General features: G+C 72.3%; 28 protein-coding genes. 21 read left to right on the top strand and 7 right to left on the bottom strand.

Annotated elements, in window-relative coordinates:
* The first annotated feature begins 33 nt into the window (after positions 1-33).
* Both ACH4MY_RS22145 and ACH4MY_RS22140 read left to right on the top strand, forming a co-directional pair.
* Positions 34-1,056 (top strand): phosphotransferase family protein, encoded by a 1,023-nt coding sequence (locus tag ACH4MY_RS22145; protein WP_398005440.1) that lies wholly within the window; start codon positions 34-36, stop codon positions 1,054-1,056.
* Between the two features lie 6 nt (positions 1,057-1,062).
* Complete coding sequence (locus tag ACH4MY_RS22140) at positions 1,063-2,277, top strand: acyl-CoA dehydrogenase family protein (protein ID WP_398005439.1); 1,215 nt, start codon at positions 1,063-1,065, stop codon at positions 2,275-2,277.
* Positions 2,278-2,320: 43 nt separating this feature from the next.
* Here the strand turns inward: ACH4MY_RS22140 and ACH4MY_RS22135 are convergent, their stop codons facing one another.
* Positions 2,321-2,914, bottom strand: a complete 594-nt coding sequence (locus ACH4MY_RS22135; RefSeq protein WP_398005438.1) for a TetR/AcrR family transcriptional regulator — start codon at positions 2,912-2,914, stop codon at positions 2,321-2,323.
* Positions 2,915-2,996: 82 nt separating this feature from the next.
* Positions 2,997-3,773 carry an SDR family oxidoreductase gene (locus ACH4MY_RS22130; protein ID WP_398005437.1) on the bottom strand — a complete coding sequence of 259 codons (777 nt, stop codon included), beginning with the start codon at positions 3,771-3,773 and terminating at the stop codon, positions 2,997-2,999.
* A 162-nt stretch (positions 3,774-3,935) separates the two neighbouring features.
* On the opposite strand from ACH4MY_RS22130, the gene ACH4MY_RS22125 reads away from it, so the two are divergent.
* The 5 genes from ACH4MY_RS22125 to ACH4MY_RS22105 all read left to right on the top strand — a co-directional run bounded on the left by ACH4MY_RS22125 (position 3,936) and on the right by ACH4MY_RS22105 (position 9,791).
* Complete coding sequence (locus tag ACH4MY_RS22125) at positions 3,936-5,186, top strand: exo-beta-N-acetylmuramidase NamZ domain-containing protein (RefSeq protein ID WP_398005436.1); 1,251 nt, start codon at positions 3,936-3,938, stop codon at positions 5,184-5,186.
* 220 nt (positions 5,187-5,406) lie between these two features.
* Positions 5,407-6,750 (top strand): erythromycin esterase family protein, encoded by a 1,344-nt coding sequence (locus ACH4MY_RS22120; RefSeq protein ID WP_398005435.1) that lies wholly within the window; start codon positions 5,407-5,409, stop codon positions 6,748-6,750.
* 210 nt (positions 6,751-6,960) lie between these two features.
* Positions 6,961-8,184 (top strand): serine-threonine protein kinase, encoded by a 1,224-nt coding sequence (locus ACH4MY_RS22115; protein WP_398005593.1) that lies wholly within the window; start codon positions 6,961-6,963, stop codon positions 8,182-8,184.
* Positions 8,185-8,436: 252 nt separating this feature from the next.
* Positions 8,437-9,051, top strand: coding sequence for a hypothetical protein (locus ACH4MY_RS22110; RefSeq protein ID WP_398005434.1), 615 nt, complete (start codon positions 8,437-8,439; stop codon positions 9,049-9,051).
* Positions 9,052-9,077: 26 nt separating this feature from the next.
* Positions 9,078-9,791 (top strand): 3-keto-5-aminohexanoate cleavage protein, encoded by a 714-nt coding sequence (locus ACH4MY_RS22105; protein ID WP_398005592.1) that lies wholly within the window; start codon positions 9,078-9,080, stop codon positions 9,789-9,791.
* On the opposite strand, the gene soxR is transcribed toward ACH4MY_RS22105, so the two are convergent.
* The gene (gene soxR, locus ACH4MY_RS22100; protein WP_398005433.1) at positions 9,788-10,267 is read right to left on the bottom strand and encodes a redox-sensitive transcriptional activator SoxR; all 480 of its coding nucleotides are present in this window, start codon (positions 10,265-10,267) and stop codon (positions 9,788-9,790) included. The two genes, ACH4MY_RS22105 and soxR, sit on opposite strands and share 4 nt — an antisense overlap.
* A gap of 109 nt (positions 10,268-10,376) precedes the next feature.
* On the opposite strand from soxR, the gene ACH4MY_RS22095 reads away from it, so the two are divergent.
* Entirely contained in the window at positions 10,377-10,838 is a 462-nt protein-coding gene (locus tag ACH4MY_RS22095) for a MaoC family dehydratase (RefSeq protein WP_398005432.1), read from the top strand.
* On the opposite strand, the gene ACH4MY_RS22090 is transcribed toward ACH4MY_RS22095, so the two are convergent.
* From ACH4MY_RS22090 to ACH4MY_RS22080, 3 genes are all read right to left on the bottom strand, one after another.
* Positions 10,826-11,455: a TetR/AcrR family transcriptional regulator gene (locus tag ACH4MY_RS22090; protein WP_398005431.1), complete on the bottom strand. Its 630-nt coding sequence runs from the start codon at positions 11,453-11,455 to the stop codon at positions 10,826-10,828. The two genes, ACH4MY_RS22095 and ACH4MY_RS22090, sit on opposite strands and share 13 nt — an antisense overlap.
* Before the next feature lie 130 nt (positions 11,456-11,585).
* Positions 11,586-11,873 carry a YiaA/YiaB family inner membrane protein gene (locus ACH4MY_RS22085; RefSeq protein WP_398005430.1) on the bottom strand — a complete coding sequence of 96 codons (288 nt, stop codon included), beginning with the start codon at positions 11,871-11,873 and terminating at the stop codon, positions 11,586-11,588.
* 88 nt (positions 11,874-11,961) lie between these two features.
* Entirely contained in the window at positions 11,962-13,119 is a 1,158-nt protein-coding gene (locus ACH4MY_RS22080) for an acyl-CoA dehydrogenase family protein (protein WP_398005429.1), read from the bottom strand.
* An 84-nt stretch (positions 13,120-13,203) separates the two neighbouring features.
* On the opposite strand from ACH4MY_RS22080, the gene ACH4MY_RS22075 reads away from it, so the two are divergent.
* The 4 genes from ACH4MY_RS22075 to ACH4MY_RS22060 all read left to right on the top strand — a co-directional run bounded on the left by ACH4MY_RS22075 (position 13,204) and on the right by ACH4MY_RS22060 (position 16,514).
* Complete coding sequence (locus tag ACH4MY_RS22075; protein WP_398005428.1) at positions 13,204-13,878, top strand: TetR/AcrR family transcriptional regulator; 675 nt, start codon at positions 13,204-13,206, stop codon at positions 13,876-13,878.
* An 18-nt stretch (positions 13,879-13,896) separates the two neighbouring features.
* Positions 13,897-14,592 carry an ArsR/SmtB family transcription factor gene (locus ACH4MY_RS22070; protein ID WP_398005427.1) on the top strand — a complete coding sequence of 232 codons (696 nt, stop codon included), beginning with the start codon at positions 13,897-13,899 and terminating at the stop codon, positions 14,590-14,592.
* Between the two features lie 118 nt (positions 14,593-14,710).
* Entirely contained in the window at positions 14,711-15,625 is a 915-nt protein-coding gene (locus ACH4MY_RS22065; RefSeq protein WP_398005426.1) for a DMT family transporter, read from the top strand.
* Between the two features lie 214 nt (positions 15,626-15,839).
* The gene (locus ACH4MY_RS22060) at positions 15,840-16,514 is read left to right on the top strand and encodes a TetR family transcriptional regulator (RefSeq protein ID WP_398005425.1); all 675 of its coding nucleotides are present in this window, start codon (positions 15,840-15,842) and stop codon (positions 16,512-16,514) included.
* 106 nt (positions 16,515-16,620) lie between these two features.
* On the opposite strand, the gene ACH4MY_RS22055 is transcribed toward ACH4MY_RS22060, so the two are convergent.
* Positions 16,621-17,283, bottom strand: a complete 663-nt coding sequence (locus tag ACH4MY_RS22055) for a TetR/AcrR family transcriptional regulator (protein ID WP_398005424.1) — start codon at positions 17,281-17,283, stop codon at positions 16,621-16,623.
* 123 nt (positions 17,284-17,406) lie between these two features.
* On the opposite strand from ACH4MY_RS22055, the gene ACH4MY_RS22050 reads away from it, so the two are divergent.
* The 9 genes from ACH4MY_RS22050 (at position 17,407) to ACH4MY_RS22010 (ending at position 25,413) form a co-directional block, all read left to right on the top strand.
* Complete coding sequence (locus ACH4MY_RS22050) at positions 17,407-18,345, top strand: DMT family transporter (protein WP_398005423.1); 939 nt, start codon at positions 17,407-17,409, stop codon at positions 18,343-18,345.
* Positions 18,346-18,376: 31 nt separating this feature from the next.
* Complete coding sequence (locus ACH4MY_RS22045; RefSeq protein ID WP_398005422.1) at positions 18,377-19,198, top strand: MBL fold metallo-hydrolase; 822 nt, start codon at positions 18,377-18,379, stop codon at positions 19,196-19,198.
* A 15-nt stretch (positions 19,199-19,213) separates the two neighbouring features.
* The gene (locus ACH4MY_RS22040; RefSeq protein WP_398005421.1) at positions 19,214-19,915 is read left to right on the top strand and encodes a DsbA family protein; all 702 of its coding nucleotides are present in this window, start codon (positions 19,214-19,216) and stop codon (positions 19,913-19,915) included.
* Positions 19,916-20,134: 219 nt separating this feature from the next.
* Positions 20,135-21,313 carry a pyridoxal phosphate-dependent aminotransferase gene (locus ACH4MY_RS22035; RefSeq protein ID WP_398005420.1) on the top strand — a complete coding sequence of 393 codons (1,179 nt, stop codon included), beginning with the start codon at positions 20,135-20,137 and terminating at the stop codon, positions 21,311-21,313.
* On the top strand, positions 21,303-21,854 hold the full coding sequence (locus tag ACH4MY_RS22030; protein ID WP_398005419.1) for a DUF6190 family protein: 552 nt from the start codon (positions 21,303-21,305) through the stop codon (positions 21,852-21,854). The genes ACH4MY_RS22035 and ACH4MY_RS22030 overlap by 11 nt, the downstream gene beginning before the upstream one ends.
* Before the next feature lie 25 nt (positions 21,855-21,879).
* Positions 21,880-22,686 carry a dihydrodipicolinate synthase family protein gene (locus ACH4MY_RS22025; protein ID WP_398005418.1) on the top strand — a complete coding sequence of 269 codons (807 nt, stop codon included), beginning with the start codon at positions 21,880-21,882 and terminating at the stop codon, positions 22,684-22,686.
* Positions 22,683-23,534 (top strand): iron-containing redox enzyme family protein, encoded by an 852-nt coding sequence (locus ACH4MY_RS22020; RefSeq protein WP_398005417.1) that lies wholly within the window; start codon positions 22,683-22,685, stop codon positions 23,532-23,534. The genes ACH4MY_RS22025 and ACH4MY_RS22020 overlap by 4 nt, the downstream gene beginning before the upstream one ends.
* Complete coding sequence (locus tag ACH4MY_RS22015; RefSeq protein WP_398005416.1) at positions 23,531-23,965, top strand: Rieske (2Fe-2S) protein; 435 nt, start codon at positions 23,531-23,533, stop codon at positions 23,963-23,965. Before ACH4MY_RS22020 ends, ACH4MY_RS22015 begins: the two co-directional genes overlap by 4 nt.
* Complete coding sequence (locus ACH4MY_RS22010) at positions 23,962-25,413, top strand: purine-cytosine permease family protein (RefSeq protein ID WP_398005415.1); 1,452 nt, start codon at positions 23,962-23,964, stop codon at positions 25,411-25,413. The genes ACH4MY_RS22015 and ACH4MY_RS22010 overlap by 4 nt, the downstream gene beginning before the upstream one ends.
* Position 25,414 lies beyond the last annotated feature (1 nt).

The following is a 25,414-nucleotide window of genomic DNA, read 5'->3' as shown; positions in this document are numbered from 1 at the left end:
CGCCGACCGAAGCCGATCCGGAGGTACGCACGTATGAGTTCCGCCCCGCCGCCAGGCCTCGACCCCGAGCAGCTGCGCCGCCACCTCGACCGCGAGCGCCCCGGCCTGGTGTCCGGCCCCCTCGAAGCCCGGCTGATCGAAGGCGGCCGCTCGAACCTGACGTACGTCGTGACCGACGGCACCGGCCGCTGGGTCGTCCGCCGGCCCCCGCTCGGCCACGTCCTCGCCACCGCCCACGACATGCGGCGCGAGCACCGGGTCATCAGCGCCCTCCACACCACCGGCGTCCCCGTCCCGGAGACACTGCTGCTCTGCGAGGACGACTCCGTGCTCGGAGCGCCCTTCTACGTCATGGAGTTCGTCGAGGGCACGCCCTACCGCTCCGCCCGGGAACTCGCCCCGCTCGGCCCCGAGCGCACCCGCGCCGCCGTCCTCGGGCTCGTCGACACCCTCGTCGACCTGCACGCCGTGGACCCGGAAGCCGTCGGACTCGGCGACTTCGGGCGCCCCGACGGCTTCCTCGACCGGCAGCTGCGCCGCTGGGGCAAGCAGCTCGACGCCTCCCGCGGCCGCGAACTGGCCGGAATCGACGAGCTGCACGCCGCCCTCGGCCGCGCGCTGCCCGTCTCCCCGCCGCCCACCGTGATCCACGGCGACTACCGGCTCGACAACGTCCTCATCGACGGGGACGACCGCATCCGGGCCGTCCTCGACTGGGAGATGTCCACCCTCGGCGACCCGCTCACCGACCTCGGCCTGCTCGTCATGTACAGCACGCCACTCGGCCTGCCGGACTCCCCCGTCTCCACCACCGCCACCGCCCCCGGGCACCCGAGCGCCGCCGAACTGGTCGAGCGCTACGCGGCCCGCTCGGGCCGGGACACCTCCGGGCTCGCCTGGTACACCGCCTTCGCCTGGTTCAAGCTCGCCGTGATCCTGGAGGGCATCCACTACCGCTGGACCCTCGGGCAGACGGTCGGCGCGGGCTTCGACCGCATCGGCGAACTCGTCCCCGTCTTCATCGAGCACGGCCTCACCACCCTTCAGGAGGGCTGAACCACCATGGACTTCGCCTACGACGCCCGAACCGAGGACCTGCGGTCGAAACTCCTCGCCTTCATGGACGAGCACGTCCACCCGGCCGAGGCCACCGCCGAGGAGCAGCGCGCCCTGCTCACCTCCCCGTGGGACACCCCGGCGGTCGTCGAGGAGCTCAAGGCCGAGGCCAAGCGGCAGGGCCTCTGGAACCTCTTCCTCCCGGACGCGGAGTACGGGGCCGGGCTCACCAACCTCCAGTACGCGCCGCTCGCCGAGATCACCGGACGCAGCCCCCACCTGGCCCCGACCGCCCTCAACTGCGCCGCCCCGGACACCGGGAACATGGAGCTGCTCGCCCAGTTCGGCGACGAGGCGCAGAAGAAGCAGTGGCTGGAGCCGCTTCTCACGGGCGAGATCCGCTCCGCCTTCGCGATGACCGAGCCCGAGGTCGCCTCCTCCGACGCGACCAACATCGAGACCCGGATCCGGCGGGACGGCGACTCCTACGTCGTCGACGGCCGCAAGTGGTACATCTCCGGGGCGATGAACCCCGACTGCAAGATCTTCATCGTCATGGGCAAGACCGACCCCGACGGGGCCGACCCCCGCCGCCAGCAGTCGATGATCCTCGTGCCCCGCGACACCCCCGGCGTCGAGGTGCGGCGCGCGATGCGGGTCTACGGGTACGAGGACCACTCCCACGGCGGCCACGCCGAGGTGCTCTTCGACGACGTCCGCGTCCCCGCCTCACACCTCATCGGCGAGGAGGGCGGCGGCTTCGCCATCGCCCAGGCCCGGCTCGGCCCCGGCCGCATCCACCACTGCATGCGGCTCATCGGCATGGCCGAGCGGGCCGTCGAGCTGATGTGCCGGCGCGCCGTCTCCCGTACCGCCTTCGGGAAGACCATCGCCCAGCAGGGCGTCGTGCAGAACTGGATCGCCGACGCGCGGGTGACGATCGAGCAGCTGCGGCTCCTCGTCCTCAAGACGGCGTGGCTCATGGACACCGTCGGCAACCGGGGCGCGCACACCGAGATCCAGGCCATCAAGATCGCGACCCCGCGCGCGGTCGTCGACATCATCGACAAGGCCGTGCAGGCGCACGGGGCGGGCGGGGTCTCGCAGGACTTCCCGCTGGCCGAACTGTGGGCGGCGGCGCGGACGCTGAAGCTCGCGGACGGGCCGGACGAGGTGCACCAGAGGTCCCTGGCGCGCCGGGAGCTGAAGAAGTACCTGTAGGGGCCCCGGCGGCCCGCTCACCCCCGGGGAAGCCCGCGCGGCCTCAGGGGCGCAGGGCCCGGAGCAGGAGATCGGCGAGGTGGCCCGCGACCTGCTCAGGGGTGAGCGGGCCGTCCGGGCGGTACCAGGTGGAGAGGTGGTGCACCGAGCCGAAGTGGTAGTCGACGACCAGGTCGGCGGGGGTCGCCGAGGAGAACACCCCGGCCCGCTGCCCCTCCTCGACCAGGGCGCGGAACCGCTCGTGGTAGCGGCGCCGCTCGGACCTGACCTGCTTGTTCTTCTCCGGGCTGAGGTGGTGCATGGAGCGGAAGAAGATGGCGGCGTCGTCGAGGTTCTCGATGGTGGTGACGACCACGTCGGCGGCGGCGTCGCGCAGCCGGTCCTCGATGGGCGCGTCGGCGTCGGCGTAGGCGTCGAGGCGCTCCTGCTGGAGGCGCAGGACGCGGGAGTAGACCTCCTGCAGGAGGTCCTCCTTGGAGCCGAAGTAGTGGTAGAGCGCACCCTTGGTGACCCCGGCGGCCTCGACGATCTCCTGGACGGAGGTGCGGTCGTATCCCCGCTCGGCGAAGAGCCGGGTGGCGGCGGCGAGGAGCCTCTGGGGGACGGGTGTGCCGCTCCCTTCCGTCGTCCTGGCCATGCCCCGCCGCCTTCCTTGGTGATCGTTTTCGGTCAGCGGAACGTGTTCCCGCCGCTAGATCTTCCCATCCGTGGGGGTACGGCTAACGGGCGCCCGTCTCCCAGGCCCGCTGCACGTGGTTCATGGTGCCGAGCCAGCGCTCGGGGTCGGTCGCCCGGTTGCGGTAGTAGCCGGCCACCTCGGGGTGCGGCAGGACCAGGAAGCGGTCGGCGGCGATGGCGTCGAGGAGGGCGTCGGCGACGTCCTCGGGCTCGATGGCGGTGGGGGCGAGGACGAGCTCGCCGGCCGTTCCCGCGGCCGTGAGCATGTCCGTACGGACGCCCTGCGGGCAGATGGCGTGGACGGCGAGACCGCGGTGCCGGTAGGTGAGGGAGAGCCATTCGGCGAAGGCGTACGCGCCGTGCTTGGAGACGCTGTACGGCGCCGCGCCGATCATGGTGAGCAGTCCGGCGGCGGAGACGGTGGAGACGAAGCGGCCGCTGCCGCGCTCCAGCCAGTCGGGGAGCAGGGCGCGGGCCGCGCGGACGTGGGCCATGACGTTGACGTCCCAGGCGGCCGCCCAGACGTCCTCGTCGGCGAAGGCGTCGCCGGGCGAGGAGAGTCCCGCGTTGGCGCACCAGATGTCGACGGTGCCGCCGAGGGCCTCGCGGGCCTCGGCGACGACGGCGGAGGCGTCCCCGGGGACGGCGAAGGCGCCGATCTCCTCGGCGACGGCCTTGGTGCGGACGGGGTCGAGGTCGTTGACGACGACCCGGGCCCCCTCGGCGGCGAACCGGCGCGCGAGGGCGGCACCGATGCCGCCGCCGGCTCCCGTGACGACGACTCCGGCGCCCTGGACCTGGTTCGTGCCCTCGCTCATGGACCCACCTCTCCGCTGTGACGACGCCGACAGACTAACCAGTCGGTATGGAAGGACGGAAGAGCGCCGCCCGCACGCCTCGTTCCCCGGGGGCGGCGGGAGCGCTAGCGTGCGTGCCCATGTCACGCCCCGGCCGGGGCCGGCGATCGAGGAGGTTTCCGCATGAGCCTGTCCCGACGGAGTCTGCTGGCCGCCGGAGGCGCCCTCGGGGCGGTCGCGGCCACCGCGCCCGGCGCCTCGGCGGCGGGAGAGCAGCAGGGGCACGGGCGGGTACGGACCGGCTTCGACCGTCTCGCCGACGACGGCTACGCCCCGCTGGCCGGCGAGCGGGTCGGCGTCGTCACCAATCCGACCGGGATCACCCGGGACGCCCGGCACATCGTGGACGTGATGCACGCCGACGAGCGGGTGGACCTGGTCGCCGTCTTCGGCCCCGAGCACGGCTTCCGCGGCACCGCGCAGGCGGGCGGCTCCGAGGGACGGTACGACGACCCGGCGACCGGACTGCCCGTCTACGACACGTACCTGAAGAGCGGGCAGCCGCTCGCCGACGTCTTCACCGCCTCCGGGGTGGACACGGTCGTCTTCGACATCCAGGACGTCGGCGCGCGCTTCTACACGTACATCTGGACCCTGTACGACTGCATGGTGGCCGCCTCCCTCGCCGGGAAGCGGTTCGTGGTCCTGGACCGGCCGAACCCGGTGACCGGGCGGACGGCCCTCGGCCCGGTCCTGGACCGGGCGTTCGCCACCTTCGTCGGGCGCGAGCCGATCGCACAGGCGCACGGCATGACGGTGGCCGAGCTGGCACGCCTCTTCAACGGCGAGTTCCTGGCGACGCCGGTCGCCCTGGAGACCGTGCGGACGACGGGCTGGCGCCGCACCGACTTCTTCGACACGACCGGGCTGCCCTGGGTGCCGCCCAGCCCGAACATGCCGACGCCCGAGACCGCCCTCGTCTACTCCGGCACCTGTCTCTTCGAGGGGACGAACCTGTCCGAGGGCCGGGGCACCACCCGCCCCTTCGAACTCCTCGGCGCCGAGGGGGTCGACCGGCGGTGGGCGGAGGCGGCGAACGCGCTCGGCCTGCCCGGGGTCCGGTTCCGCGAGGCGTACTTCGCGCCGACCTTCTCCAAGTTCCAGGGGAAGACCGTGGGCGGGGTGCAGCTGCACGTCCACGACCGGGAGACCTTCGACCCGGTACGGACCGGGATCGGGCTCCTGGTCACGGCCCGGAGCTCGTGGTCCGGCTTCGCCTGGCGCCCGGACAACTGGATCGACAAGCTGACCGGTTCGACCCGGGTGCGGACGCTGATCGACGCGGGCGCGGGCGTGGACGAGACGGTCGGGGCGTGGCAGGAGGACCTGGCGGCCTTCCGTGCGGTGCGGAAGGAGTACCTGCTCTACCGCTAGGGAGCCGGTCGGCCGGCGGGGCCGGCGGCCGGGGTGCCGACGGCCGACGGGAGTTGACGGGCGACGGGAGTTGACGGGCGACGGGAGTCGACGGCCGGTGAGCGTTGCCGGCCGGCGGTCCGTGAGGCCGGCGGTCCGCGGAGCCCGGTGGGGCTGTCCCCCGGTGCACAGGGGTGGGGGCCGGATGTCCCCGGCGGGTCCCGCCGACCACGCTTGTCCCATGAACCTCTCCACCATCTCCTTACGACGTCGGCTGCCCCTTGTCGGACTTCTTGTCGCCGCCTGCCTCGGCACCCTCGCGCCCGCCGCGGGAGCGGCAGGAAATCCGGCCGCCCCCGATCCCGCGCGCGAACTCGCCCGTACCGCAGAGCCGTTGACCGACCTGCGTCCGCTCGACCGGATGATCGGCCCGGCCAAGGTCGTCGGCATCGGCGAGGCCACCCACAGCTCGGCCGAGTTCTTCACCGCCAAGCACCGGATCTTCGAACACCTCGTGGAGCGGAAGGGCTTCACCACCTTCGCCCTGGAGGCCAACTGGTCCACCGGGCTGCTCGTCGACGACTGGGTGCGCACCGGCCGCGGCGACATCCGGGCGATCATGCGGGACGAGTTCCAGGAGTCGTACCGCCTCTGGAACACGGAGGAGTACCTCGACCTGTTCCGGTGGATGCGACGGCACAACCAGCTCCACCCCGGCCACCAGGTCCGCTTCATGGGCAACGACCTCGGCTACGCGGGCGCGAACCTCTTCGACGAGGTGACCTCGTACGTGGCGCGCACCCACCCCGCGCTCCTCCCCCGCTTCCAGGAGCTGTACCGGGCCTCGCGTCCGACGGGCGAGGTGGAGGCCTGGATGAAGGGGTACATGACCAGGCCCCGCCCCGAACGGCAGCGGATGGCCACCGAGGTGAACACGGCCCTCGCCCTCCTGGAGCGGCAGCGGCCGGGGAAGGACCCCCGCGCGCGTGCCGCGGCGGCATGGGCCGTCCAGCACGCGCGGGCCATCGCCCAGGTCGGCACCGAGTACGCCCACGACATGCTGACGGACGAGGGGATCGCCGCGGCGATGCTCTACCGCGACCGGATCATGGCCGAGAACACCGTGTGGTGGCAGCGGCAGACCGGCGGCCGGATCCTGCTCTCCGCGCACAACGGGCACGTGGGCTACGAGACCACGGATCCGGACCAGTACCCGCGCCTCCAGGGCGCCTTCCTGCGGGACGCTCTCGGCCGGGACTACGTGAGCGTCGGCGCCTCCTTCGGCCGGGGCTCCTTCAACGCGCACGACACCGAGGCCCCCGGCGAGCCGCTCCGGCGCTTCACCGTCGGCACGCTCGGCCCCGACAGCAACGCCCGCACCCTGGACCGGGTGTCGCCCGGCGCCTTCTACCTGGACCTGCGGCGCACGACACCGGCGGCGCGCGACTGGCTCGGCACGCACCGGCCGAGCCGGGTCATCGGGACCGTCTACCCCTGGCCGGGCACCGAGGCTCCGGTCCGGCTGTCCACCGCGTTCGATCTGCTCGTCCACTTCCCCCGGATCACGGCGGCGCGGCTGCGCTGAACGGGCCTCCCGGCGAGACGGCGGGCGGGTGCGCCGAGCGAGGGTACGCGCGCGTGGACCGGCCTTCGGGGCCGGAACAGTACGGGTCCCGGCCGAGGTCTGGCCGGGGCCCCGCGCGGGCATCCTTGCCATGGAGCCGCCGCCCGCGCAGTACGCGCCCGGGGCGCGGCGGCCACCTCGACGTGGAGGGACGGTCGGGCCGTGACCGGGATGAGTGTGGAGCCGTACCGGGAGATCACCTTCGACAAGGAGGGCGACGGACCCGCGGGGCAGTCCGCGGCCCTCGCCGCACTGGCCCGCCAGGGCGTCACCGATCTGGTGATGCTCGCGCACGGGTGGAACAGCTCCCCGTCCGGCGCCACCCGCCTCTGCTCCGACTTCTTCGAGCCCTTCCCGGGGCTGCTCGCTCCGGGGGTCGAGGCCGGGTACGCGGGGGTGATCTGGCCGTCGATGATGTTCACCGGCGAACCGGTCCCCGACTACCGGGCCCTCGTGACGGTCCTCCCGGAGAAGGAACCGGTCCTCGACCGGCTCACCGAACTGCTCGTGACGGCACCGCCCGAGGAGAGCGCGTTCGCCGAGTTCGGTTCGCTGCTGCGGGAGTTGACGGACGTGTCCACCGCAGCGGACAGGGAGGGGGCCGCCGGGCCCCGGGAGCCGGTGCCGGCGTTCCTGGTCGCCGACCCGGTCGAGGTGTGCGCCCTGTTCACCGAGGCGCTGGCGGCGGACGGAGACACGGAGGCCGTACCGGTCGAAGGCTTCGGGGCGGGCCTCAAGCGGTACTGGAAGGGCGCCCGGGAGGTGCTGCGGCAGGCCACGTACTACGTGATGAAGAAGCGGGCGGGGCAGGTCGGCGCATCGGGTCTGGGGCCGCTGCTCGGCGAGGTCGCCCGGGCCGCGCCCGGCCTCCGCGTGCACCTCGTGGGCCACAGCATGGGCGCCCGGCTCGTCGCGTACGCGCTCAAGGGACTGCCGTCGGGGGCCCGTCCGGTCGCCTCCGTGACCCTCCTCCAGGGCGCCTTCTCGCACTACGCGTTCGCGGCGAGGCTGCCGCACGACGCCGGGCGCTCCGGCTCCCTGCGGGACGTGCAGCTCCGGGTCAGGGGGCCCGTGGTGGCCTGCTACTCGCGGCACGACTCGGCGCTCGGGGTGATGTACCCGCTGGCGTCCCGCCTCGCGGGCGACTCCGAGTCGTTCGGCCCCGCGGCCGGAGTGCTCGGCTCCGACGATCCGCGCTGGGGAGCGATCGGGCACGACGGGGTCCGGGCGGTGCCCGGGACGCCGGTACGGAGCCTGGCGACGGCCCTGCGCGAGGGGGTGCCGGCCCTGGGGTGCGTGAGCGTGGACACGGCGGAGGTGGTCCGCTCGCACAGCGACATCTGCCGTCCCGAGCTGGCCCGGGTGGTGGTGTCGGCGGCCGGGGTCGGCCGCTAGAGCGAGTCCGGGCGGCCGGTCGACGGGTCCGGGTCCGGGTCCGTCGGCGGACAGAGCCCAGACAGGCCGGTGGACGGGTCCGGACCGGCCGGTGGACCGGGCCGGGGTCACACCGGACTCCGCGGTTCCGCCCTCTCTCGGGAGCACCTCGCGCACCACTGATGGCTGCCATCGGAATTTCGATGGAACACGGCGGGGCGCTCGTTCGTCCCTCTGATACCGCGGAAGGACAAGCGACGGAGGTGGCGAGAGATGGCCGGTTTCCGGAGTCTCGCGAGACAGGTGCGCGATCCGGGGTGCGACACGGCCCTGCGCAGGTACTCCCTGCGCAAGTGTCTGGAGCGGTTCGCGCCGTACGGGCACCGGGCCACGTGGGACCACTTGTGCCGCAGGCACAGGTTCGGACCCGAGGACCGGGAGCTCGATCCCGGGCGGCTGATCGCCGCGCTCGACGAGCTGGAGGAGGCGCGGGCCGTGTGGCTCGCGTACGAGGAGGAGTTCGCCGCCCGGCGGCGGCGGGAGAAACACGAGGGCCTGCGCGGGCTCGGTTCCCTCGACGACTGGCACCGGCGCGTCTGGGGCGGCAACGGCGTGGTGCGGTGCGGCGATCCGGCCGTGCATCCGTCGGACCCGCTGCCGGAGGTGCTGCGGCGGCTGATCACGGCCCTGGAGCGCGGACCGGGCGAGCGGTGCCCGGTGTGCGCCGGGCCGCGGATCGCGTGGACCGGACCCGGTGACGCGTACGAGCCCTGGCTCGGGCCGGTCTGCGGGGACTGCGGGGTGGGCGTGCCGCGTGCGGTGCTCACCTCGGGGGCACTGGCCCGCGCCCGCGAGGAGTGGAACCGCTCGCTGGCTTCGGCGGCGTGAGCGCCCCGGGGTCCGATGTGCCTCCGGTGCTCCAGGTCTGCCTCAACGGGACACGGGGGCCCGGGGATTCGGCCGCGGTGCCGATGTCGCCGGAGGCGCTCGCGGAGTCCGCGGCGCGGGCGGTGGCGGCGGGTGCGCGCGAGGTGCGGGTGCATCCCCGTACGCCGTGCGGGGGTACGTCGCTCTCGCCCCGGGTGCTGACACCGGTGCTGGCGTCGGTACGGGCGGCGGTCGGCGCCCCGGTGCGGGTCGCCACCACCGCGTCCGCCGAGCCCGATCCGGGGCGCCGGCCGGAGCGGATCCGCTCCTGGGACGTGCTGCCCGACCTGGTGTCGGTGGACTGGCACGAGCCGGGCGCCGAGGAGGTGGCGGCGGCCCTCCTGGAGCGCGGAATCGGGGTCGAGGCCGCGCTGTGGTCCCGTACGGACGGCCCGGCCCGCTTCGCACTCTCCCCGCTCGGGCCCCGGGTCCGGCGGGTCGTCGCCGGGATTCCGGCCCCGGAGCCCGGACCGCAGGGCGAGGCGGCCGCGCGTGACCTGCTCGCCGGGCTCGCACTCCCGCCGGGGGTACCGGTACTGCTCCACGGGACGGACGGCGGGGCGTGGCCGGGGCTGCGGCTCGCCCGCCGCCTGGGCCTGGCCGCCCGGATCGGCCTGGAGGACACCCTGCTGCTGCCGGACGGCACACCGGCACGCTCCAACGCCGAGCTGGTGACCGCCGCCCTCGCGGACACCCGCTAGGGGGTGTCTTCCAGGGCCTGGTTGCGTACCGGGAGCAGGCGGGAGCCCGCCATCCGCTCGCCGAAGACATCGTCGGGGTTGGACAGGACGCAGGTCTCCAGGGACAGGCAGCCGCAGCCGATGCAGTCCGTCAGGTGGTCGCGGAGCCGGCCGAGCTGCTTGATGCGCTCGTCGAGCTCGGCACGCCAGGCGCCCGACAGCCGGGCCCAGTCCTCGTTCGTGGGTGTGCGCTCCTCGGGGAGCTGGGCGAGCGCCTCGCGGATCGTGGCCAGCGGGATCCCCACGCGCTGCGCGGCGCGGACGAAGGCGACCCGGCGCAGGGTGTCGCGGCCGTAGCGGCGCTGGTTGCCGGTGGTGCGGCGGCTGTTGATGAGCCCCTTCGCCTCGTAGAAGTGGAGGGCGGAGACGGCGGCCCCGCTTCGGGCGGAGAGCTGGCCGACGGTGAGTTCGTGGATCTTCTCTGGAATCTGCGGCACCCCGCGACCCTACTGGTCCGTCCGTTGACAGCGGCCCGCTCACCCATGATGCTGAGCAAGCGCTTAGATACCGACCGTTGGGTATGCCGTACCAGAGAGGAACAGGAACATGGCCGAGCCGAGGATCTTCACCTCCGCCGAGGAGCTGCGCGCGGGGGTCGGCGAGCAGCTGGGGCACAGCGACTGGGTGGAGATCGACCAGAAGCGGATCGACCTCTTCGCTGACGCGACCGGGGACCACCAGTGGATTCACGTGGACCCCGAGCGCGCCGCCGACGGGCCGTTCGGCACCACCATCGCGCACGGCTATCTGACCCTGTCGCTGCTGCCGCTGTTCGTCCCGCAGGTGCTGCGGGTCGAGGGCATGAAGATGGGCCTCAACTACGGCACCGAGAAGGTCCGCTTCCCGGCCCCGGTCCCGGTCGGCTCGCGGCTGCGCGCCACGGCCGTCCTGACCAAGGTCGAGGAGGCGGGCGGCGGTGTGCAGGTGACGGCGGCCGTGACGGTCGAGCGCGAGGGCTCCGAGAAGCCGGTCTGCTTCGCCGAGTCGGTCTCCCGCTACTTCTTCTGAGCGCCGACCATCCGGAGGACGAGGTCGGCGTAGAGCGCGCCGACCTCGTCGGGCGTCCGCCGGCCCTGGGTGTTGAACCAGCGCGAGACGTCGATGCAGAGCGAGAGCACGGCGACCGTGGTGCCGGGCGCGTCCGGTACGTCGAACTCGCCCGCCGCCACGCCCTCGTCGATGATGCCGCGCACCGCCGCGTCGGACTCGCGGCGCAGTTCCACGATCTCGGCGCGGTGCTCGGGGCCGAGGGCGTCGAGCTCGTACTGGACGACCCGCGCGGTCGTGTGGCGCTCGGCGTGCCAGCGGACGAAGGAGCGGACGGCGTCGGCCAGGCGCTCGGCGGCCGTGCCGTCGCCGGCGGCCGCGGCGCGGAGGATCTCCAGCGCCTTGTCGTGACCGATCCGGCTGATCCGGTGGAGCAGCTCTTCCTTGGTCTTGTAGTGGATGTAGAGCGCGGCCGGGCTCATGCCCGCGCGGCCGGCGATGTCCCGGGTGGTGGTGGCGTGGTAGCCGCGCTCGGCGAACGCCTCGACGGCGGCCACCAGCAGCCGCCTGGCCGCCTCGGGCGTGACCTCGCCCCAGGGCATGTCCTCGCCCCCGGGCGTCTCCTCCGCCACGCTCATCCCACACTCCTTCTCGGACCCCGTCAGGACCAACACCATACAACGAGGGTGAGCAAGCGCTTAGAGATCGGTGATCTTCACGGAGAGCGGTGATCTCGACAGATAGGTGCCCCTGACGGAGATCGGCGGCTCAGAGCTTCTGGAAGGGGTCGTGCTCGGCGAGGAGCTTCTCCAGACGGGCCTGGTCGACCCGGCTGACGATCTGCCCGGCCTCCTGGCGGTCGCGGACGACCTTGGCGAGGGTGAAGGCCGAGGTCGTGAGGTAGAGCACCGAGACGGCGAGGAAGGCGCGGACCCAGGCACTGGCCTCCAGCTGGAAGACCCCGACGGCCACGGCCGCGAGGGCGATCCCGAAGGAGAGGACGGCCTGCATGTAGTAGGCGGCGGTGTTCTGCTGCTTGACCGGTGTGTCGCTCATGAGCACAGCATCGGACGGATGTGGCGGGCGCCACATCCGTCCGCGTACTCAGCCTCGTACTCAGGAGGGGTCCCGGCGGGTACGAGGCTCAGAAGGCCGAGACCCCCGTCAGCGCCCGGCCGATGATGAGCTTCTGGATCTGGCTGGTGCCCTCGTACAGGGTCATCACCCGCGCGTCCCTGACCAGCTTGCCGACGGGATACTCGTCGATGTAGCCGTAGCCGCCGAAGACCTGGAGGGCGTTGTTCGCGGCACGGACGGCGGCCTCGGAGGCGTACAGCTTCGCCTTGGAGGCGGCGGTGGCGAACTCCTGGCCCCGGTCGATCAGATCGGCGACCCGCCAGGTGAGCAGCCGGGCGGCGTCCACGTCGACGGCGATGTCGCTGATCAGCTCCTGCACGAGCTGGTACGAGGCGATGGGCTTTCCGAACTGCTCGCGCTCCCCCGCGTACCGCACGGCCGCGTCGAGGGCGGCCTGGGCGATGCCGACACAGCCCGCGGCGACCGACATCCGGCCCTTGGCGAGGGCGGACATGGCGACGGTGAAGCCCTTGCCCTCGGGGCCGAGCATCGCGTCGGCCGGGACGCGGACGTCCTCCAGGACCAGTTCCGCGGTCGCCTGTCCGCGCAGGCCGAGCTTGCCGCGGACGGGGCGTCGGGTGAGGCCGGGGGTGTCGGCGGGGACGAGGAAGGCGGAGACGCCCCTGTGGCCGGGGGTGTCGTTGGTGCGGGCGAAGAGCAGGACGACATCGGCCCAGGTGCCGTTGGTGATGAACATCTTGGCGCCGTTGATCACGTAGTCGCCGGCGTCGCCGTCCCGCACGGCGCGGGTGGCGAGGTTCCCGGCGTCGGAGCCGGTGCCGGGCTCGGTGAGGCCGAAGCAGCCGAGCGCCTCGCCGGAGGCGAGCCGGGGCAGCCACGCCGACTTCTGCTCCTCGCTGCCCCAGGCGGCGACGGTCTTGGCGACCAGGCCGAGGGAGACGGAGACGATGCCGCGGACGGAGGAGTCGCCGCGGCCGAGCTCCTCGGTCACCAGGCAGTACGCGAGGTGGTCGCCGCCGGAGCCGCCGTACTCCTCCGGGATGGTGAGCCCGAGGAAGCCGACGGCGCCGAGCTTCTTCACGATCGCCCGGTCCACCTCCTCGGCGCGGTCCCACGCGACGGCGTGCGGGGTGACCTCGCGTGCGACGAAGTCCTCGGCGAGCCGCCGTACGGCTTCCTGCTCCTCGCTCAGCGCCAGATCCACGGTGCCACCCCTTACCCGGGCGCCGCCCGGCCGGTCATTAATTACCACTGCTAGTTTTTTCTGTGCGGGCCTACTATGTGCGCCATGGCCCGACCGCGCAAGCCCCTGCTCAGCCGAGACCGCATCGTCGAGACGGCGGGCGCGCTCGTGGACGCCGAGGGTCTCGACGCGCTCTCGACCCGGCGGCTCGCCGCCGAACTCGGGGTGAGCGGGCCCTCGCTCTACAACCACTTCCGTACGAAGGACGAGATCCTCGACGCCGTCGCCGACGCGGTGAGCGCCAAGATCGACCTGTCGATGTTCGCGGAGTCCGACGGCCGCGACTGGCTGACCGCGCTGCGCGACTGGGCCGTCTCCTACCGCGCCGCCCTCGCCGACCACCCCCACATCGTCCCGGTGCTCGCCCAGGGACCCGGCCGCCGCCCCGCGGGCCTGCGCGTCGCGGACGCCGTCTTCGGCGCGATGGTCCGGGCCGGCTGGCCGCCCGCCCAGGCCACCTCCATCGGCGCCCTGATGCGGTACTTCGTCACCGGCTCCGCCCTGGGCTCCTTCGCCCGTGGTTTCGTCGACGACGAGACGGCCTACGACCCTGCCGACTACCCCCACCTCGGGCAGGCGCACCGGCTGGCCGAACACCGCCAGAAAGTCGACGAGGGCGCCTTCGACACGGGCCTGCGGGCCCTGCTCGACGGGCTGCGCCTGCAGTACGAGGCCCGGAACGGGGCTCCGCACGACACTTCGGCCGCCACCGAAGCGTGAGTGCGGGACGCTGGACGCATGGCAGCCAGTGACCTCGCCGCGCTCGCGGCGCTCTTCGCGGACGAGACCCGCGCCGCGTTCCTGCTCGCCCTGCTCGACGGGCGTGCCTGGACCGCCGGAGAACTCGCCCGGCACGCGGGCGTGGCACCCTCCACGGCCAGCGAGCACCTCGGAAAGCTGGTCACCGGCGGGGTGCTCGCCGAGGAGCGGCAGGGGCGCCACCGGTACGTGCGCCTCGCCGACGCCGGGATCGCGCATCTCGTCGAGGACCTGACCGCGCGCTCCGAGCCGCCGGTGGCCGCCCCGCACCGCTCCCTGGGCGCCGCGAACGCCGGGCGGGCGATGGCCCGGGGACGGACCTGCTACGACCATCTCGCGGGGCGGCTCGGCATCGCGATCACCGAGGCGATGACCGTGCGCGGACTGCTGCGCCAGGACACCGGGTTCGCGCTGACCGACCCGGGTCTCGCCTGGTTCGGCGAGCTGGGCATCCCCCTCGAACGGCGGGGGCGACGGCCCGTCGCGCGCGGCTGTCTCGACTGGACCGAGCGGCGCCCGCACCTCGCCGGGCTCGCGGGCGCCGCACTGTGCCGGCACGCGCTGGACGCCGGCTGGTGCGTGCGGATCGGGTCCGAGCGGGCCGTGAAGGTGACCGGGGCGGGCGAGAGCGCGCTGTACGCGTCCCTGGGCATCGCCCCGGAGACGCTGCGGTGACCCTCCGCACCGCCCGGACCGCCGCCCGCACGGTCCGCACCGCCGCGCGCACGCCCCGCCCTCGCGCTCCGGGAATATTGCGGTGAACGCCGAAGCGTCCTCGCCCTACGGTCTAGCCATGCAGAAGCAATCCTCGCGGCTCGCCCTCGCCGCCGCCGGAGTCACGGTCGTCCTGTGGGCCTCCGCCTTCGTCTCCATCCGCAGCGCCGGAGAGGCCTACTCCCCCGGCGCGCTCGCACTCGGACGCCTGCTCGCCGGGGTCCTGGTCCTCGGGACCGTGCTCCTGATCCGACGGGAGGGGCTGCCGCACCGGGCCGCCTGGCCGGGGATCGCGGTCTCGGGCCTGCTCTGGTTCGGGGTCTACATGGTGGTGCTCAACTGGGGTGAGCAGGAGGTCGACGCGGGTACGGCGGCGATGGTGGTGAACATCGGGCCGATCCTCATCGCGCTGCTCGGCGCCCGGTTCCTGAAGGAGTCGCTGCCGCCCCGGCTGCTCGCGGGCATGGCGGTGTCCTTCGCGGGCGCGGTGGCCGTGGGCCTGTCGATGTCCCGCGGCTCCTCCGGCGGGCACGCCTCGGTGCTCGGGGTGCTGCTCTGCCTCCTCGCGGCGGTGGCGTACGCGGGCGGGGTCGTGGCGCAGAAGCCGGCGCTCGCCCACGGCAGCGCGCTCCAGGTGACGACCTTCGGCTGCCTGGTGGGAGCGGTGGCCTGTCTGCCGTTCGCCGGGCAGCTGATCGACGAGGCGGGCCGGGCGCCGCTTTCGGCGACCCTGAACATGATCTATCTCGGGGTCTTCCCGACCGCGCTCGCCTTCACGACCTGGGCCTACGCCCTGGCCCGTACGACCGCGGGGCGGATGGGCGCGACGACGTACGCCGTGCCCGCTCTCGTCGTGCTGATGGCATGGCTGGTCCTCGGCGAGCTGCCGGGGCCGCTCACTCTGGGCGGGGGCGCGCTGTGCCTGGCCGGAGTGGCCGTATCGCGCTCCCGTTCACGGACGCCCGCCACCTCCGGAACGGCTGAATCCACCTGACAGGTCATACCCCCGGTTCCGGTCACTTCCAGGGCCCTCGGCGCGGGGTGGGCGCCCGCGACCTGGAACGGTGATGCGCGTCAAGCCCCAGTTCCGGCCGGTCGGGCGAGAGGGCACGTTTCATGGCCTCTCGGCCGGATAGTTTCGAGTCGGTCACAGGCGCGGGCCGGAACATAACGCTCCGGCACCTTCTCGCAAGCCGACGGGGGAGCTCATGGCGATACAGCAGCGGGCGGAACGTACGAGACAGGAAATCCTGTCGGCGGCCGCTAGGGTGTTCGACGGGCACGGGTACGAACGGGCCTCGCTGGCCAGGATCGCCGGCGAGGCCCGGGTCACCACCGGGGCGCTGGTCTTCCACTTCGCGACGAAGGCCGATCTGGCGACGGCGGTACGCGGGCGGGCCTGCGCGGTCACCCGGATCACGGTCGAGTCGGCCTGCCTGTCCGCGGAGGGCGTGGGAGGCACCGCGATCGACAAGCTGGTGATCACCACGCACGCCTTGATCCGGCTCTTCGAGACCGACCCGGTCGCGCGGGCCGGTGAACGTCTTGCGCGCGAACTGCAGTTAACCGACCCCGGGATGTCCGGGGACTGCCCCTGGCGGCGCGAGGTCTCCCGCCTCGCCCGGTACGCGGCGGCGGAGAAGGCCCTGCGCCCCGGTGTGGACGCGACGGCGGTCGCCGCGCTGATCGGCTATGTGATCACCGGGGTCGAGCTGGAGATGCGCCGCCCGGGAGCGCCGCTCGACGAGGCCTGGTCCACGGACGAGCCCAGGACCGCCGAGAACGGCGCGCTGCACGGCCCCGCCGAGCAACGGCTCGGCCGCATCTGGGAGTTGATCCTCCCGGGCCTGGTGCACCCGACCGGGCGATCGCGCGGCGCCTAGGGCACCGGCACCGAGCGGACCGGTCCGGCCCCGGCCTCGGCCCTGGAACGTCAGGTCCCGAACAGGCCCGTCCGGTCCCCTCCTTCGCTCCTTCGACCGGCCCCCCTCACTCCCCCGACCGCAGCAGCTGGCGGGCGAAGTCCGCCAGGGAGCTGCCGATGCGCTCGGTCGACAGACCGAGTTCGTGCCGCTGGAACTGGAAGAGCTCGGGTGACAGCGGGCTGAGCGCGATGTCGATCAGCGGGTCCGGGTCCCGGATCCCGTGGTCGACGAGCAGCGTGCGGACGTGCACGCGCCAGAAGCCGTACGCACCCGTCCGGAAGCGCGCGGAACCGGTCTCCGCGCCGAGGGCCAGCGGCAGATGCCGTTCGAGCAGGTCGAGCATCGCCAGGTAGAACGCAGCGAGCCGCTCCCCGGCGGGCGCGCCGGGTCCGAGCGGCGGCGGGCCGTAGATGAGCTGCCCCTGGAGCCGGCGCTCGTGCTCGTCGAGCAGCGCGACGGCGACCGAGGACGGGTCGGGGAAGCTCCGGTACAGCGTGGCGCGGCCCACCCCGGCGGCCTTGGCGATCCGGTCCATGGTGACGGACCGCGGATCCTGCTGGGCGAAGAGCTGCTCGGCCGCGGCCAGGATCTGGGCCCGGTTGCGTTCCGCGTCCGCGCGTCTGCGCGGGGCGACCGGCTGGTCGTCCGCGGCCTGAAGGTCGCCGAGGAGCCCGCCGACCCGGTGTACGGAGGCGGCTCCACGTCCCCGCTGCTCGTCGTCGCTCATGCACCAGACCCTACTTCCCCTGGAGCTAAGTGGACACCTTGTCCGTTTGCCATGTCCCGTGGCATGCTAAACGGACTCAGTGTCCACTTACCCGCTCGCCATCCCCGCCCCAGGGAGATCAAGATGCACACCGCGCTACTCGCCGCGGCCCTGCTGGTCGGCTGCCTCCTGGCCGTCCAGGCCTCGGTGAACCTCCAGCTCAACTCGGCCGTCGGCACCCCGTACGGCGCCTCGACCATCCAGCTCGGCGTCGCGACCGGTCTGCTGACCGTGCTCGCGGTGGTGGCCGGAGCACTCGGCGCGCTCGGCAAACTGCCGGACGTCGAGCCCTGGCAGCTGCTGGGCGGACTGGCCAGTCCGCTCTACATCACCAGCGGCATCCTGCTCTTCCCACGGCTCGGCGCCCTCGCCGCCGTCGGACTCTTCGTCACCGGCCAGATGTTCGCCTCGCTCGCGCTCGACCTCTTCGGACTCCTCGGTCTCGAGCAGAAGGACCTGAGTGCCGGCATCGTCATCGGCGCCCTGGCCGTGCTCGCCGGCATCGTCGTGATCATCCGGGGCATGAAGGCCGCCGCCCCTCCCGGCGCCCCCAAGATGTCGAGCGCCGGCCGCGCCGGCTGGCTCGCCCTCGGTGTCGTCGCCGGCGCCGTGCTGCCGGTGCAGGGTGCGGTCAACGCCCAGCTGCGCGCCCAGCTCAAGGAGCCGATCACCGTCGCCGTGATCAGCTTCGCCGTGGCGACCTTCACCATCGCCGTCGTCCTGCTCGTGCTCTACGCGACCCGGAAGACCCCGAAGCCCAAGATCGCCCCGCTGAAGAAGATGCCCTGGTGGGGCTGGCTCGGTGGCGCCTGCGCCGCCGCCTACGTCACCGGCACCTTCCTGCTCATCCCCTCCATCGGCGCGGCGGTGACCATCGCGCTCACCGTGACGGGCCAGCAGCTCACCTCGGCCCTGATCGACCACAAGGGCCTGTTCAAGCTCCCCCAGCGCTCCCTCACCAAGCCGCGCGCCCTGGGCCTCGCCCTGCTGATCGCCGGCTCCCTGACCATCCAGCTCGTCTGACCGCCGGCTGCCGCCGACCGAAAGGTGTGCCATGAAAGCGCCCTACACCGCCGGGCCGGACATCCACGTCCTTCCCTCGGCGCTGCCCATCCCGGGTCTCGGCGACCAGCCGGTGAACGCCTTCCTGCTCCGGTCCGGCGAGCCGCTCCTCGTGGACACCGGCATGCCCGTGGACCGGGAGGGCTTCCTGGACTCCCTCTGGTCGCTGATCGAGCCGGCCGATCTGCGCTGGGTGGTCGTCACCCACGACGACCGGGACCACACCGGCGCCCTGGCCCGGATCCTGGAGGCCGCGCCGCACGCGAAGGTGCTCACCAACGCCATATCACTGACGCGAATATCGGAAGAGTTCGCTATTCCGCAGGACCGTGCGGTCACCGCGAACCCGGGAAGTCGCGTGAAAGTCGGCGACCGTGAGCTGAGTTTTCACCGGCCGCCCACTTTCGATTCACCTGGCACCCTCGCCGTGTTCGACCATTCCGATGGAACGCTCTACAGCTCCGACAGTTTCGGGACCGTCACAGAGGAAATCAGCCAGGAGTTCGCCGATCTCTCCGAGGAGGAATTCTTCCACGGCTTCGAGGTCCTGAACCGGGCGATAGCCCCGTGGACCGCGCTGGTCGACGAGGCGAAGTTCCTCCGGCCGGTCCACGAGCTGGCAGCCCTGCGCCCCGCGAAGCTGCTGAGCGCCCACGGGCCGACCGTCCGCGAGAGCGCCGTGCCCCGGCTCTTCGACGCGATGGCCCGTATCCCCTCCCTGCCCGCCTGGCTGCCCGGCGCCGACCTCGACCTCGAGGCGGCACTCGACGCCGTCGAGTCCCCCACCGGCCGAGCCGTCGCTCCGCCCGCGTAAGAACCGAGGAGAACCATGTCCGACCCGACCACCGCCGATCTGACCCCGCCGCGCGGAGTCGTCACCGTCTTCTCCGACATCTGGTGTTCCTTCGCGCACATCGCCATCCACCGGCTGCACGAGACCCGGGCCCGGCTGGGCCTGGAGGAGCAGGTCTCCTTCGACCTGCGCGCGTTCCCCCTCGAACTGCTCAACGACGCCCCGAGCCCGCGCCCGGGCACGGACAGCGAGGTCGCCCGGATGGCCAGCCTCGAACCGACCGCCGGCTGGCAGCTGTGGCAGGCCAAGGACTGGCTCTACCCCTCGACGACCCTGCCCGCCCTGGAGGCGGTGCTCGCCGCCAAGGCGCAGAGCCTGAACGCCTCGGAGCAGCTCGACCTCGGGCTGCGCCGCGCCTTCTGGGCGGAGTCCCGCTGCATCAGCCACCGCAAGGTGATCCTGGACGTGGCCGCGGACACCGGGGTCGTCGACGTCGACGCCCTCACCGAGGCGCTGGACGACGGGCGGGCGCGCCGGGCGCTCGCCGACCAGGCCGCGCTGGCCAAGAGCGACCGGGTCGACTGCAGCCCCCATCTGTTCCTGCCCGACGGCTCCGACCACCCCAACCCCGGTATCGACGTGGACTGGGAGGGCGCGTACGGCATCGGCTGGCCGGTGATCGCGTCGGACGACCCGAAGGTATACGAGGACATCCTCCTGAGGGCCGCCACTGAGTAGTCGAACACGCCGCGAAAAGCGGCCGCACCACCGAACGACGGCCAGGCATTCCTTTTCGAGGAATGCCTGGCCGTCGTTCCTTTTTTTTGCCGGGAGAACATCGCGGTGATTATTAATTGCGTGACCCGGCCGTTATTCGCAAGGCCGCTCGAAGCTCCTACAGTCATTCACGCCGCCGGAATTCCGGACGGAGATTCGTATCGACAGCGGGAGTTCTTCATGTCGTTGACCGACAAGGCAGACGTCAGCACGTTCGTCGACCTCACCCAGCACGAGATCGAAGCCCTGAAGACCCGGTTCAACCTGGCCGACGCGCACACCCACCAGCGGCAGTCCGCCTCCCAGGAGCGGATCGTCTCGCGCCTCCCCGAGCTCTGGCACGAGTCCGAGTCGAAGCAGCAGGCGCACTTCGAGCGCCAGTTCATCGACGCCTTCTTCCGTCTGCACCAGCAGCCCACCGCCCGTGCGATGGACCGCACGCTCCTTTCCTACTCCGCCAGCGTGTCGACCATGGTCGCCGGCATGTTCCTCAAGCAGCGCGGCAAGTCGGTGCAGTTGGTCGAGCCCTGCTTCGACAACCTGGTCGACCTGCTGCGCAACATGCAGGTGCCGATCTCCCCGCTCGCCGAGTCGGCGCTGCACGAGAAGGACGCCATCTACGAGCGTCTCGTCGAGCAGGTCGACGCGGACGCGATCTACCTTGTCGACCCGAACAACCCCACCGGGTTCACCCTGCTCGCCGAGAAGCTGGAGGGCTTCCGCGAGGTGGTCCGCTACTGCGTGGACCACGACAAGGTCCTGGTGATGGACTTCTGCTTCGCGTCCTTCGCGCTCTGCGACGAGGGCATCGGCCGGGTGGACATCTACCGGCTCCTCGAGGAGTCCGGCGTCACGTACATGGTCATGGAGGACACCGGCAAGACCTGGCCGATCCAGGACGCCAAGTGCGCCATGATCACGGCCAGCCGGGACATCCAGGAGGAGGTCTACAACCTCCACACCAGCGTCCTGCTGAACGTCTCGCCGTTCGTCCTCAACATGGTCACGCAGTACGTCGAGGACTCCATCACCGACGGTTTCGCCTCCGTGCGCGACATCATCAGCACCAACGGCGAGGCCGCGCGCAACGCCCTCAGCGGCACCATCCTGGAGTTCCAGGAGCCGGTCGTCGGCACCAGCGTCGCCTGGTTCCGCATCAAGCCGGAGCACCTGAAGGCCACCCAGCTCCAGGCGGAACTCTTCGACGAGGAGGTGTACGTCCTGCCGGGCACCTTCTTCTACTGGAACACCAAGGAGAAGGGCGAGCGCTTCCTGCGCCTGGCCCTGGCCCGTGAGCCGGAGGTCTTCGCCGGCGCGATGGAGCGGATGCGGAAGGTGCTCGAGCGCTATGCCGGCTGACCCGAACCCGGTGGCGTTCATCGACGCCACGACCTTCATGGGCATGCACAGCAAGGACGAGACCGTCCGGGTGGCCGCCAAGGCCTTCTTCGCCGGCCGGCTGGCCGCCGGGGACGCGGGCGGGGTGGTCATGAGCTGGGAGCAGGTCGGCCGCTGCGACGACCTCGTGTGGGGCTACGAGCGAGGGGTTCAGGACGAGTACTACCCCTTCATGGACGTGCTCCACACCGATCTCGCCATCGACCGGATCGGCTACACGGAGGACGACGTCCGACGGGCCTTCGCGACCCCGGGACTCGACGGCCTGCCGGCGCACGAACGCCTGCTGATCGCCCAGGTCGTCGGCCGCGGCGGCACGCTCTACACGGCCAGCCCCCGGCTGACCGCCACGGCCGGCCTGCCGGTCGTACCGATCGCCCCGCTCGCGTCGCTCGCGTCGGCCGACGCTCCCGCCCTCGGCGAGGAGCCCTCGTTCCCCGCGTACCTGGAGGACCTCTACCAGCGGTCGCTGGTGCTGACGGTCGTCCCCGAAAACCTCTGAAGACATCCCGAAGGGCACCCCACTCATGCCTGGCACCTACTCCGGGACCGTCGTCCCGCTGATCACTCCCCTCGACGAGCACGGCGTCGTCGACGAGCAGAGCGTCGTCCGTCTCCTGGACCACATCCGCGCCGAGGTCACCGGTTTCATGCCGGCCCTGACCTCCGGCGAGGGCTGGAAGCTCGACGCCCGGCAGTGGCAGGACGTCGTCACGTACACCGTCCGGCACGCGGGTGGCCTGCCCGTCCTCGCCGGCATCCAGCTCCCCGACACCGACGCGGTGATCGACCGGGCCCGTACGGCGGCCGCGATCGGCGCGGACGCCGTCGTCGTCACCACACCGTTCGGCGCGGACGTGACGCAGGACCGGATCGTCGAGCACTACCGGGCCATCCGGGCGGCACTGGACATCCCGATCTTCCTCTACAACGAGGAGGCGCTCTCGGGCAATCGGATCGAGTTCGAGACCCTGATCCGGATCTGCAAGGAGATACCCGGGATCGTCGGCATCAAGGAGTCCAGCGGCGACGCCTCCTTCACGCGGATGATGGCCGAGGCCGGCACCGGCATCCCGGTCTTCGAGGGCTGGGAGAACCTCCTCGTCGACGCCCGCGGCATCGACGGCTTCATCGGCCCGCTGGCCAACCTCGAACCCTCCCTGTGCAACGCGATGCTGGTCGACCCGACCCCGGACCGGCAGACGGAGATCAACGCCGTCTGCGAGCGGTACGGCGTCTTCAAGGACGACTGGTACCGCTGGGTCAAGAAGGAGCTGCACCGGCGCGGCGTGATCAGCTCCCCCACCGTGCACGAGGAGGCGAAGGCGGCATGAGCACCATCCCCGCCTCCCACTCGATCACGGCCCCGGCCGCGACCGCGCAGCGGGAACTGCACAGCCTCTACCGGCGGGTCCCCAACCTCGGCGACTACGGGTCGATGACCGCGATCGAGGAGCGGTGGATCCTGCCCAAGGCGAAGGCGTACGAGTCGTCCGCTCCCCGGTTCGGCTCGGCCGGCGAGCTGCTCCAGGCGCTCAAGGAGTTCCTCGCCGAGGAGGAGGCCTCGCTGCCGGAGAGCGCGACCTTCCTGGCCGAGCACGCGACGCGCGAACAGTTCGAGGTCGTGGTCCGGCAGTTCGCCCTCGACGGTCTCACCGAGTCCGAGTCGCTGCTCCCGGTGGTGCCGCGGCTGCCGTACCGCTCGGCGATGGCGGTCTTCCGCGTCCTCATCGACGAACTCGGCTGCGGCAACGAGGAGCAGGCGCACTCCCAGCTCTACCGCGACCTGCTCACCGAACTCGGGATGAGCCTCCGGCTCGACGACTACCTCGACGAGACGACCCCGGAGTGCTTCGCCTACGTCAACATGTTCCACTGGCTGGCGAGCCGGGCGCCCTCGCCCCAGTACTTCCTGGGCGCGTACGCCTACTTCGAGACCAGTGTGCTCTACGCCTTCCAGAGCTTCGCGCGGGCGGCACGGCGGCTCGGGATCGTCCATGACGCCTACTACACCGAGCACCTCTACATCGACTCGTACCACAGCAGTCATATGCGTACGGCGATCCGCGCGCTGGAGGAGCCGGACCTGGCGAAGATCTGGGCGGGTGTGCGGCTGGCCTCCGACATCGTCGGCACGGCCACGGAGTCGGCCGTCGCCCGGGCGCGGGAGACCGTCGCGTGACGGCCGTGCCGGCGGGGCGACGGGCCTCCGGCGAGCCCTCCGTCCGCCAGGTGACCGAGGACCTGGTCCTGGTCGAGGTCGGCGGCCGCAAGGTCCTCGCGGCCGCCGTCTGCCCCCACCGCGGGGGCAGGCTCAAGTACGGCCGGGTCGACGGGGACAGGCTGCGGATCACCTGCCCCCTGCACCACACGACCTTCGACCTGACGAGCGGGGAGCGCCTGTCGGGAGCCGCGTGCGCGGACATCCGGGTGGTCGACGTGCTGCCGGGGGCGCTCTCGGTCCCCGAGCAGCGCGATCCCGCGCACGACGCGGAGGTCTCGTCCTCCGGGGCTACCGCGTCCACGACGGCGCCGTCCGGGGCGGCACCGTCCGCAGTGGCATCGTCCGCGGCGAGTTCGTCCGTGGCGACGCCGTCCGGGGGCGCCTCATGACCACCACACCGACCGGGGCGGCGTCCATCGCGGCGCCGCCCCGCGCGGCGGCCGACCACGACGGCATCGCGCCGGTTCCCGAGGCCGAACGCACTTCGAAACCGGGGGACTTCGGCTGGATCTGGCCCTCCGCGCAGTTCTCCTTCGGCACGGTCGTCCTCGGCGCGCTGCCCGTCGTCTTCGGCCTCGGCTGGTGGGCCTCGGCGAGCGCCGTCGCCGTGGGCGTCGCCGTCGGCACGGCGCTGCTCGCGCCGCTCGCCCGCTTCGGCATCCGGACCGGCACCAATGATCCCGTGGCGAGCGGGGCGCACTTCGGCGTGCGGGGCAGGGTCGTCGGCAACACCATCACGGTGGTGACCGCGCTGGGCTTCTTCGCCATCGCCGTGTGGACGGGCGGCACCGCCGTCATGGTCGCCGGGCACCGGCTGTTCTCCACCCCCACGGGCCCCGGCGCGCTGACCGCCGCGATGTTCGTGACGGCGGCGGCGGTCGCGCTGGTCGCCGTACGCGGCCACGAGACCCTGGTCCGTACGTACAGGATCACCGCGGTCACCGGCGGGGCGGTCCTGCTCGGCACCGTGCTCGTCCTGGCACCGGACTTCGACGCGGGATACGCCGGCGGGACGCTCGCGCTCGACAGCCACCTGCACACCTGGCTGCTCGCGGCGACGGCCTCCGCCACCGTGCCCCTGTCGTACGCCACCTTCCAGGGCGACTACACCCGCTTCATGCCCTCCTCCACCCCCACCGGCCGGGTCGTACGGGCCAGCGGGATCTCCATGTTCCTCAGCAGTCTCGCCGCGCTGCTCACCGGCGCGTACGTGACGACCCTCTTCCCCGTCCCCGACGAGCCGTGGCTCCAGGGCCTGACGGACGCGGTCCCCGGCTGGTTCGCGGTGGCGGTCGTGGTCTTCGGCTTCGCGGGCACCCTGCCGCAGGCCGGACTCTGTCTGTACGCGGCCGGGCTCTCCGCCAACTCGGTGTTCTGGCGCTCCTCGCGGGCCGCCGTGACCACGGTGGTCGCGCTGCTCGCGGCGGCCGTGCTGTACCTCGGAGCGGTGGTGTACGACGCCATGGACGCGATGTCGGCGTTCGTGACGCTGCTCCTCACGGTCGTCGCGCCGTGGGCGGCCGTGCTCTTCGTCGGGTACGTCCTCCACCGGGGCCGGTACGACGCGGAGGCGCTGCGCACCTTCACCACGGGCGGCGGCGGACGGTACTGGTACGCGGGCGGCATCAACCCGCGGGCCGTCACGGCCTTCGCGGCCGGCTCGGCCGTCGGGGTGCTCTGGGTCAACAACCCGCTGTACACGGGCCCGTTGACCGGCCTCACGGGCGGCGTCGACCTGAGCCTGCCGGCCTCCTTCGTAGTCGCCGCCGCGCTGTACGGGGCGCTGTGCCGCGTATGGCCGGAGCCGCTGCTGCCCCCGACCCACGGTACGAGGTGAC

Source organism: Streptomyces sp. NPDC017246, from assembly GCF_044331325.1.
Lineage (GTDB): Bacteria > Actinomycetota > Actinomycetes > Streptomycetales > Streptomycetaceae > Streptomyces.
Note: the sequence above shows the minus strand (reverse complement) of the source record. Positions and strands in the feature narration are given on the sequence as shown.

Coding starts and splice junctions, on each gene's coding strand:
- ACH4MY_RS22145 (WP_398005440.1), top strand. CDS start 34: ATGAGTTCCGCCCCGCCGCCAGGCCTCGACCCCGAGCAGCTGCGCCGC.
- ACH4MY_RS22140 (WP_398005439.1), top strand. CDS start 1,063: ATGGACTTCGCCTACGACGCCCGAACCGAGGACCTGCGGTCGAAACTC.
- ACH4MY_RS22135 (WP_398005438.1), bottom strand. CDS start 2,914: ATGGCCAGGACGACGGAAGGGAGCGGCACACCCGTCCCCCAGAGGCTC.
- ACH4MY_RS22130 (WP_398005437.1), bottom strand. CDS start 3,773: ATGAGCGAGGGCACGAACCAGGTCCAGGGCGCCGGAGTCGTCGTCACG.
- ACH4MY_RS22125 (WP_398005436.1), top strand. CDS start 3,936: ATGAGCCTGTCCCGACGGAGTCTGCTGGCCGCCGGAGGCGCCCTCGGG.
- ACH4MY_RS22120 (WP_398005435.1), top strand. CDS start 5,407: ATGAACCTCTCCACCATCTCCTTACGACGTCGGCTGCCCCTTGTCGGA.
- ACH4MY_RS22115 (WP_398005593.1), top strand. CDS start 6,961: ATGAGTGTGGAGCCGTACCGGGAGATCACCTTCGACAAGGAGGGCGAC.
- ACH4MY_RS22110 (WP_398005434.1), top strand. CDS start 8,437: ATGGCCGGTTTCCGGAGTCTCGCGAGACAGGTGCGCGATCCGGGGTGC.
- ACH4MY_RS22095 (WP_398005432.1), top strand. CDS start 10,377: ATGGCCGAGCCGAGGATCTTCACCTCCGCCGAGGAGCTGCGCGCGGGG.
- ACH4MY_RS22090 (WP_398005431.1), bottom strand. CDS start 11,455: ATGAGCGTGGCGGAGGAGACGCCCGGGGGCGAGGACATGCCCTGGGGC.
- ACH4MY_RS22085 (WP_398005430.1), bottom strand. CDS start 11,873: ATGAGCGACACACCGGTCAAGCAGCAGAACACCGCCGCCTACTACATG.
- ACH4MY_RS22075 (WP_398005428.1), top strand. CDS start 13,204: ATGGCCCGACCGCGCAAGCCCCTGCTCAGCCGAGACCGCATCGTCGAG.
- ACH4MY_RS22070 (WP_398005427.1), top strand. CDS start 13,897: ATGGCAGCCAGTGACCTCGCCGCGCTCGCGGCGCTCTTCGCGGACGAG.
- ACH4MY_RS22065 (WP_398005426.1), top strand. CDS start 14,711: ATGCAGAAGCAATCCTCGCGGCTCGCCCTCGCCGCCGCCGGAGTCACG.
- ACH4MY_RS22060 (WP_398005425.1), top strand. CDS start 15,840: ATGGCGATACAGCAGCGGGCGGAACGTACGAGACAGGAAATCCTGTCG.
- ACH4MY_RS22055 (WP_398005424.1), bottom strand. CDS start 17,283: ATGAGCGACGACGAGCAGCGGGGACGTGGAGCCGCCTCCGTACACCGG.
- ACH4MY_RS22050 (WP_398005423.1), top strand. CDS start 17,407: ATGCACACCGCGCTACTCGCCGCGGCCCTGCTGGTCGGCTGCCTCCTG.
- ACH4MY_RS22045 (WP_398005422.1), top strand. CDS start 18,377: ATGAAAGCGCCCTACACCGCCGGGCCGGACATCCACGTCCTTCCCTCG.
- ACH4MY_RS22040 (WP_398005421.1), top strand. CDS start 19,214: ATGTCCGACCCGACCACCGCCGATCTGACCCCGCCGCGCGGAGTCGTC.
- ACH4MY_RS22035 (WP_398005420.1), top strand. CDS start 20,135: ATGTCGTTGACCGACAAGGCAGACGTCAGCACGTTCGTCGACCTCACC.
- ACH4MY_RS22030 (WP_398005419.1), top strand. CDS start 21,303: ATGCCGGCTGACCCGAACCCGGTGGCGTTCATCGACGCCACGACCTTC.
- ACH4MY_RS22025 (WP_398005418.1), top strand. CDS start 21,880: ATGCCTGGCACCTACTCCGGGACCGTCGTCCCGCTGATCACTCCCCTC.
- ACH4MY_RS22020 (WP_398005417.1), top strand. CDS start 22,683: ATGAGCACCATCCCCGCCTCCCACTCGATCACGGCCCCGGCCGCGACC.
- ACH4MY_RS22010 (WP_398005415.1), top strand. CDS start 23,962: ATGACCACCACACCGACCGGGGCGGCGTCCATCGCGGCGCCGCCCCGC.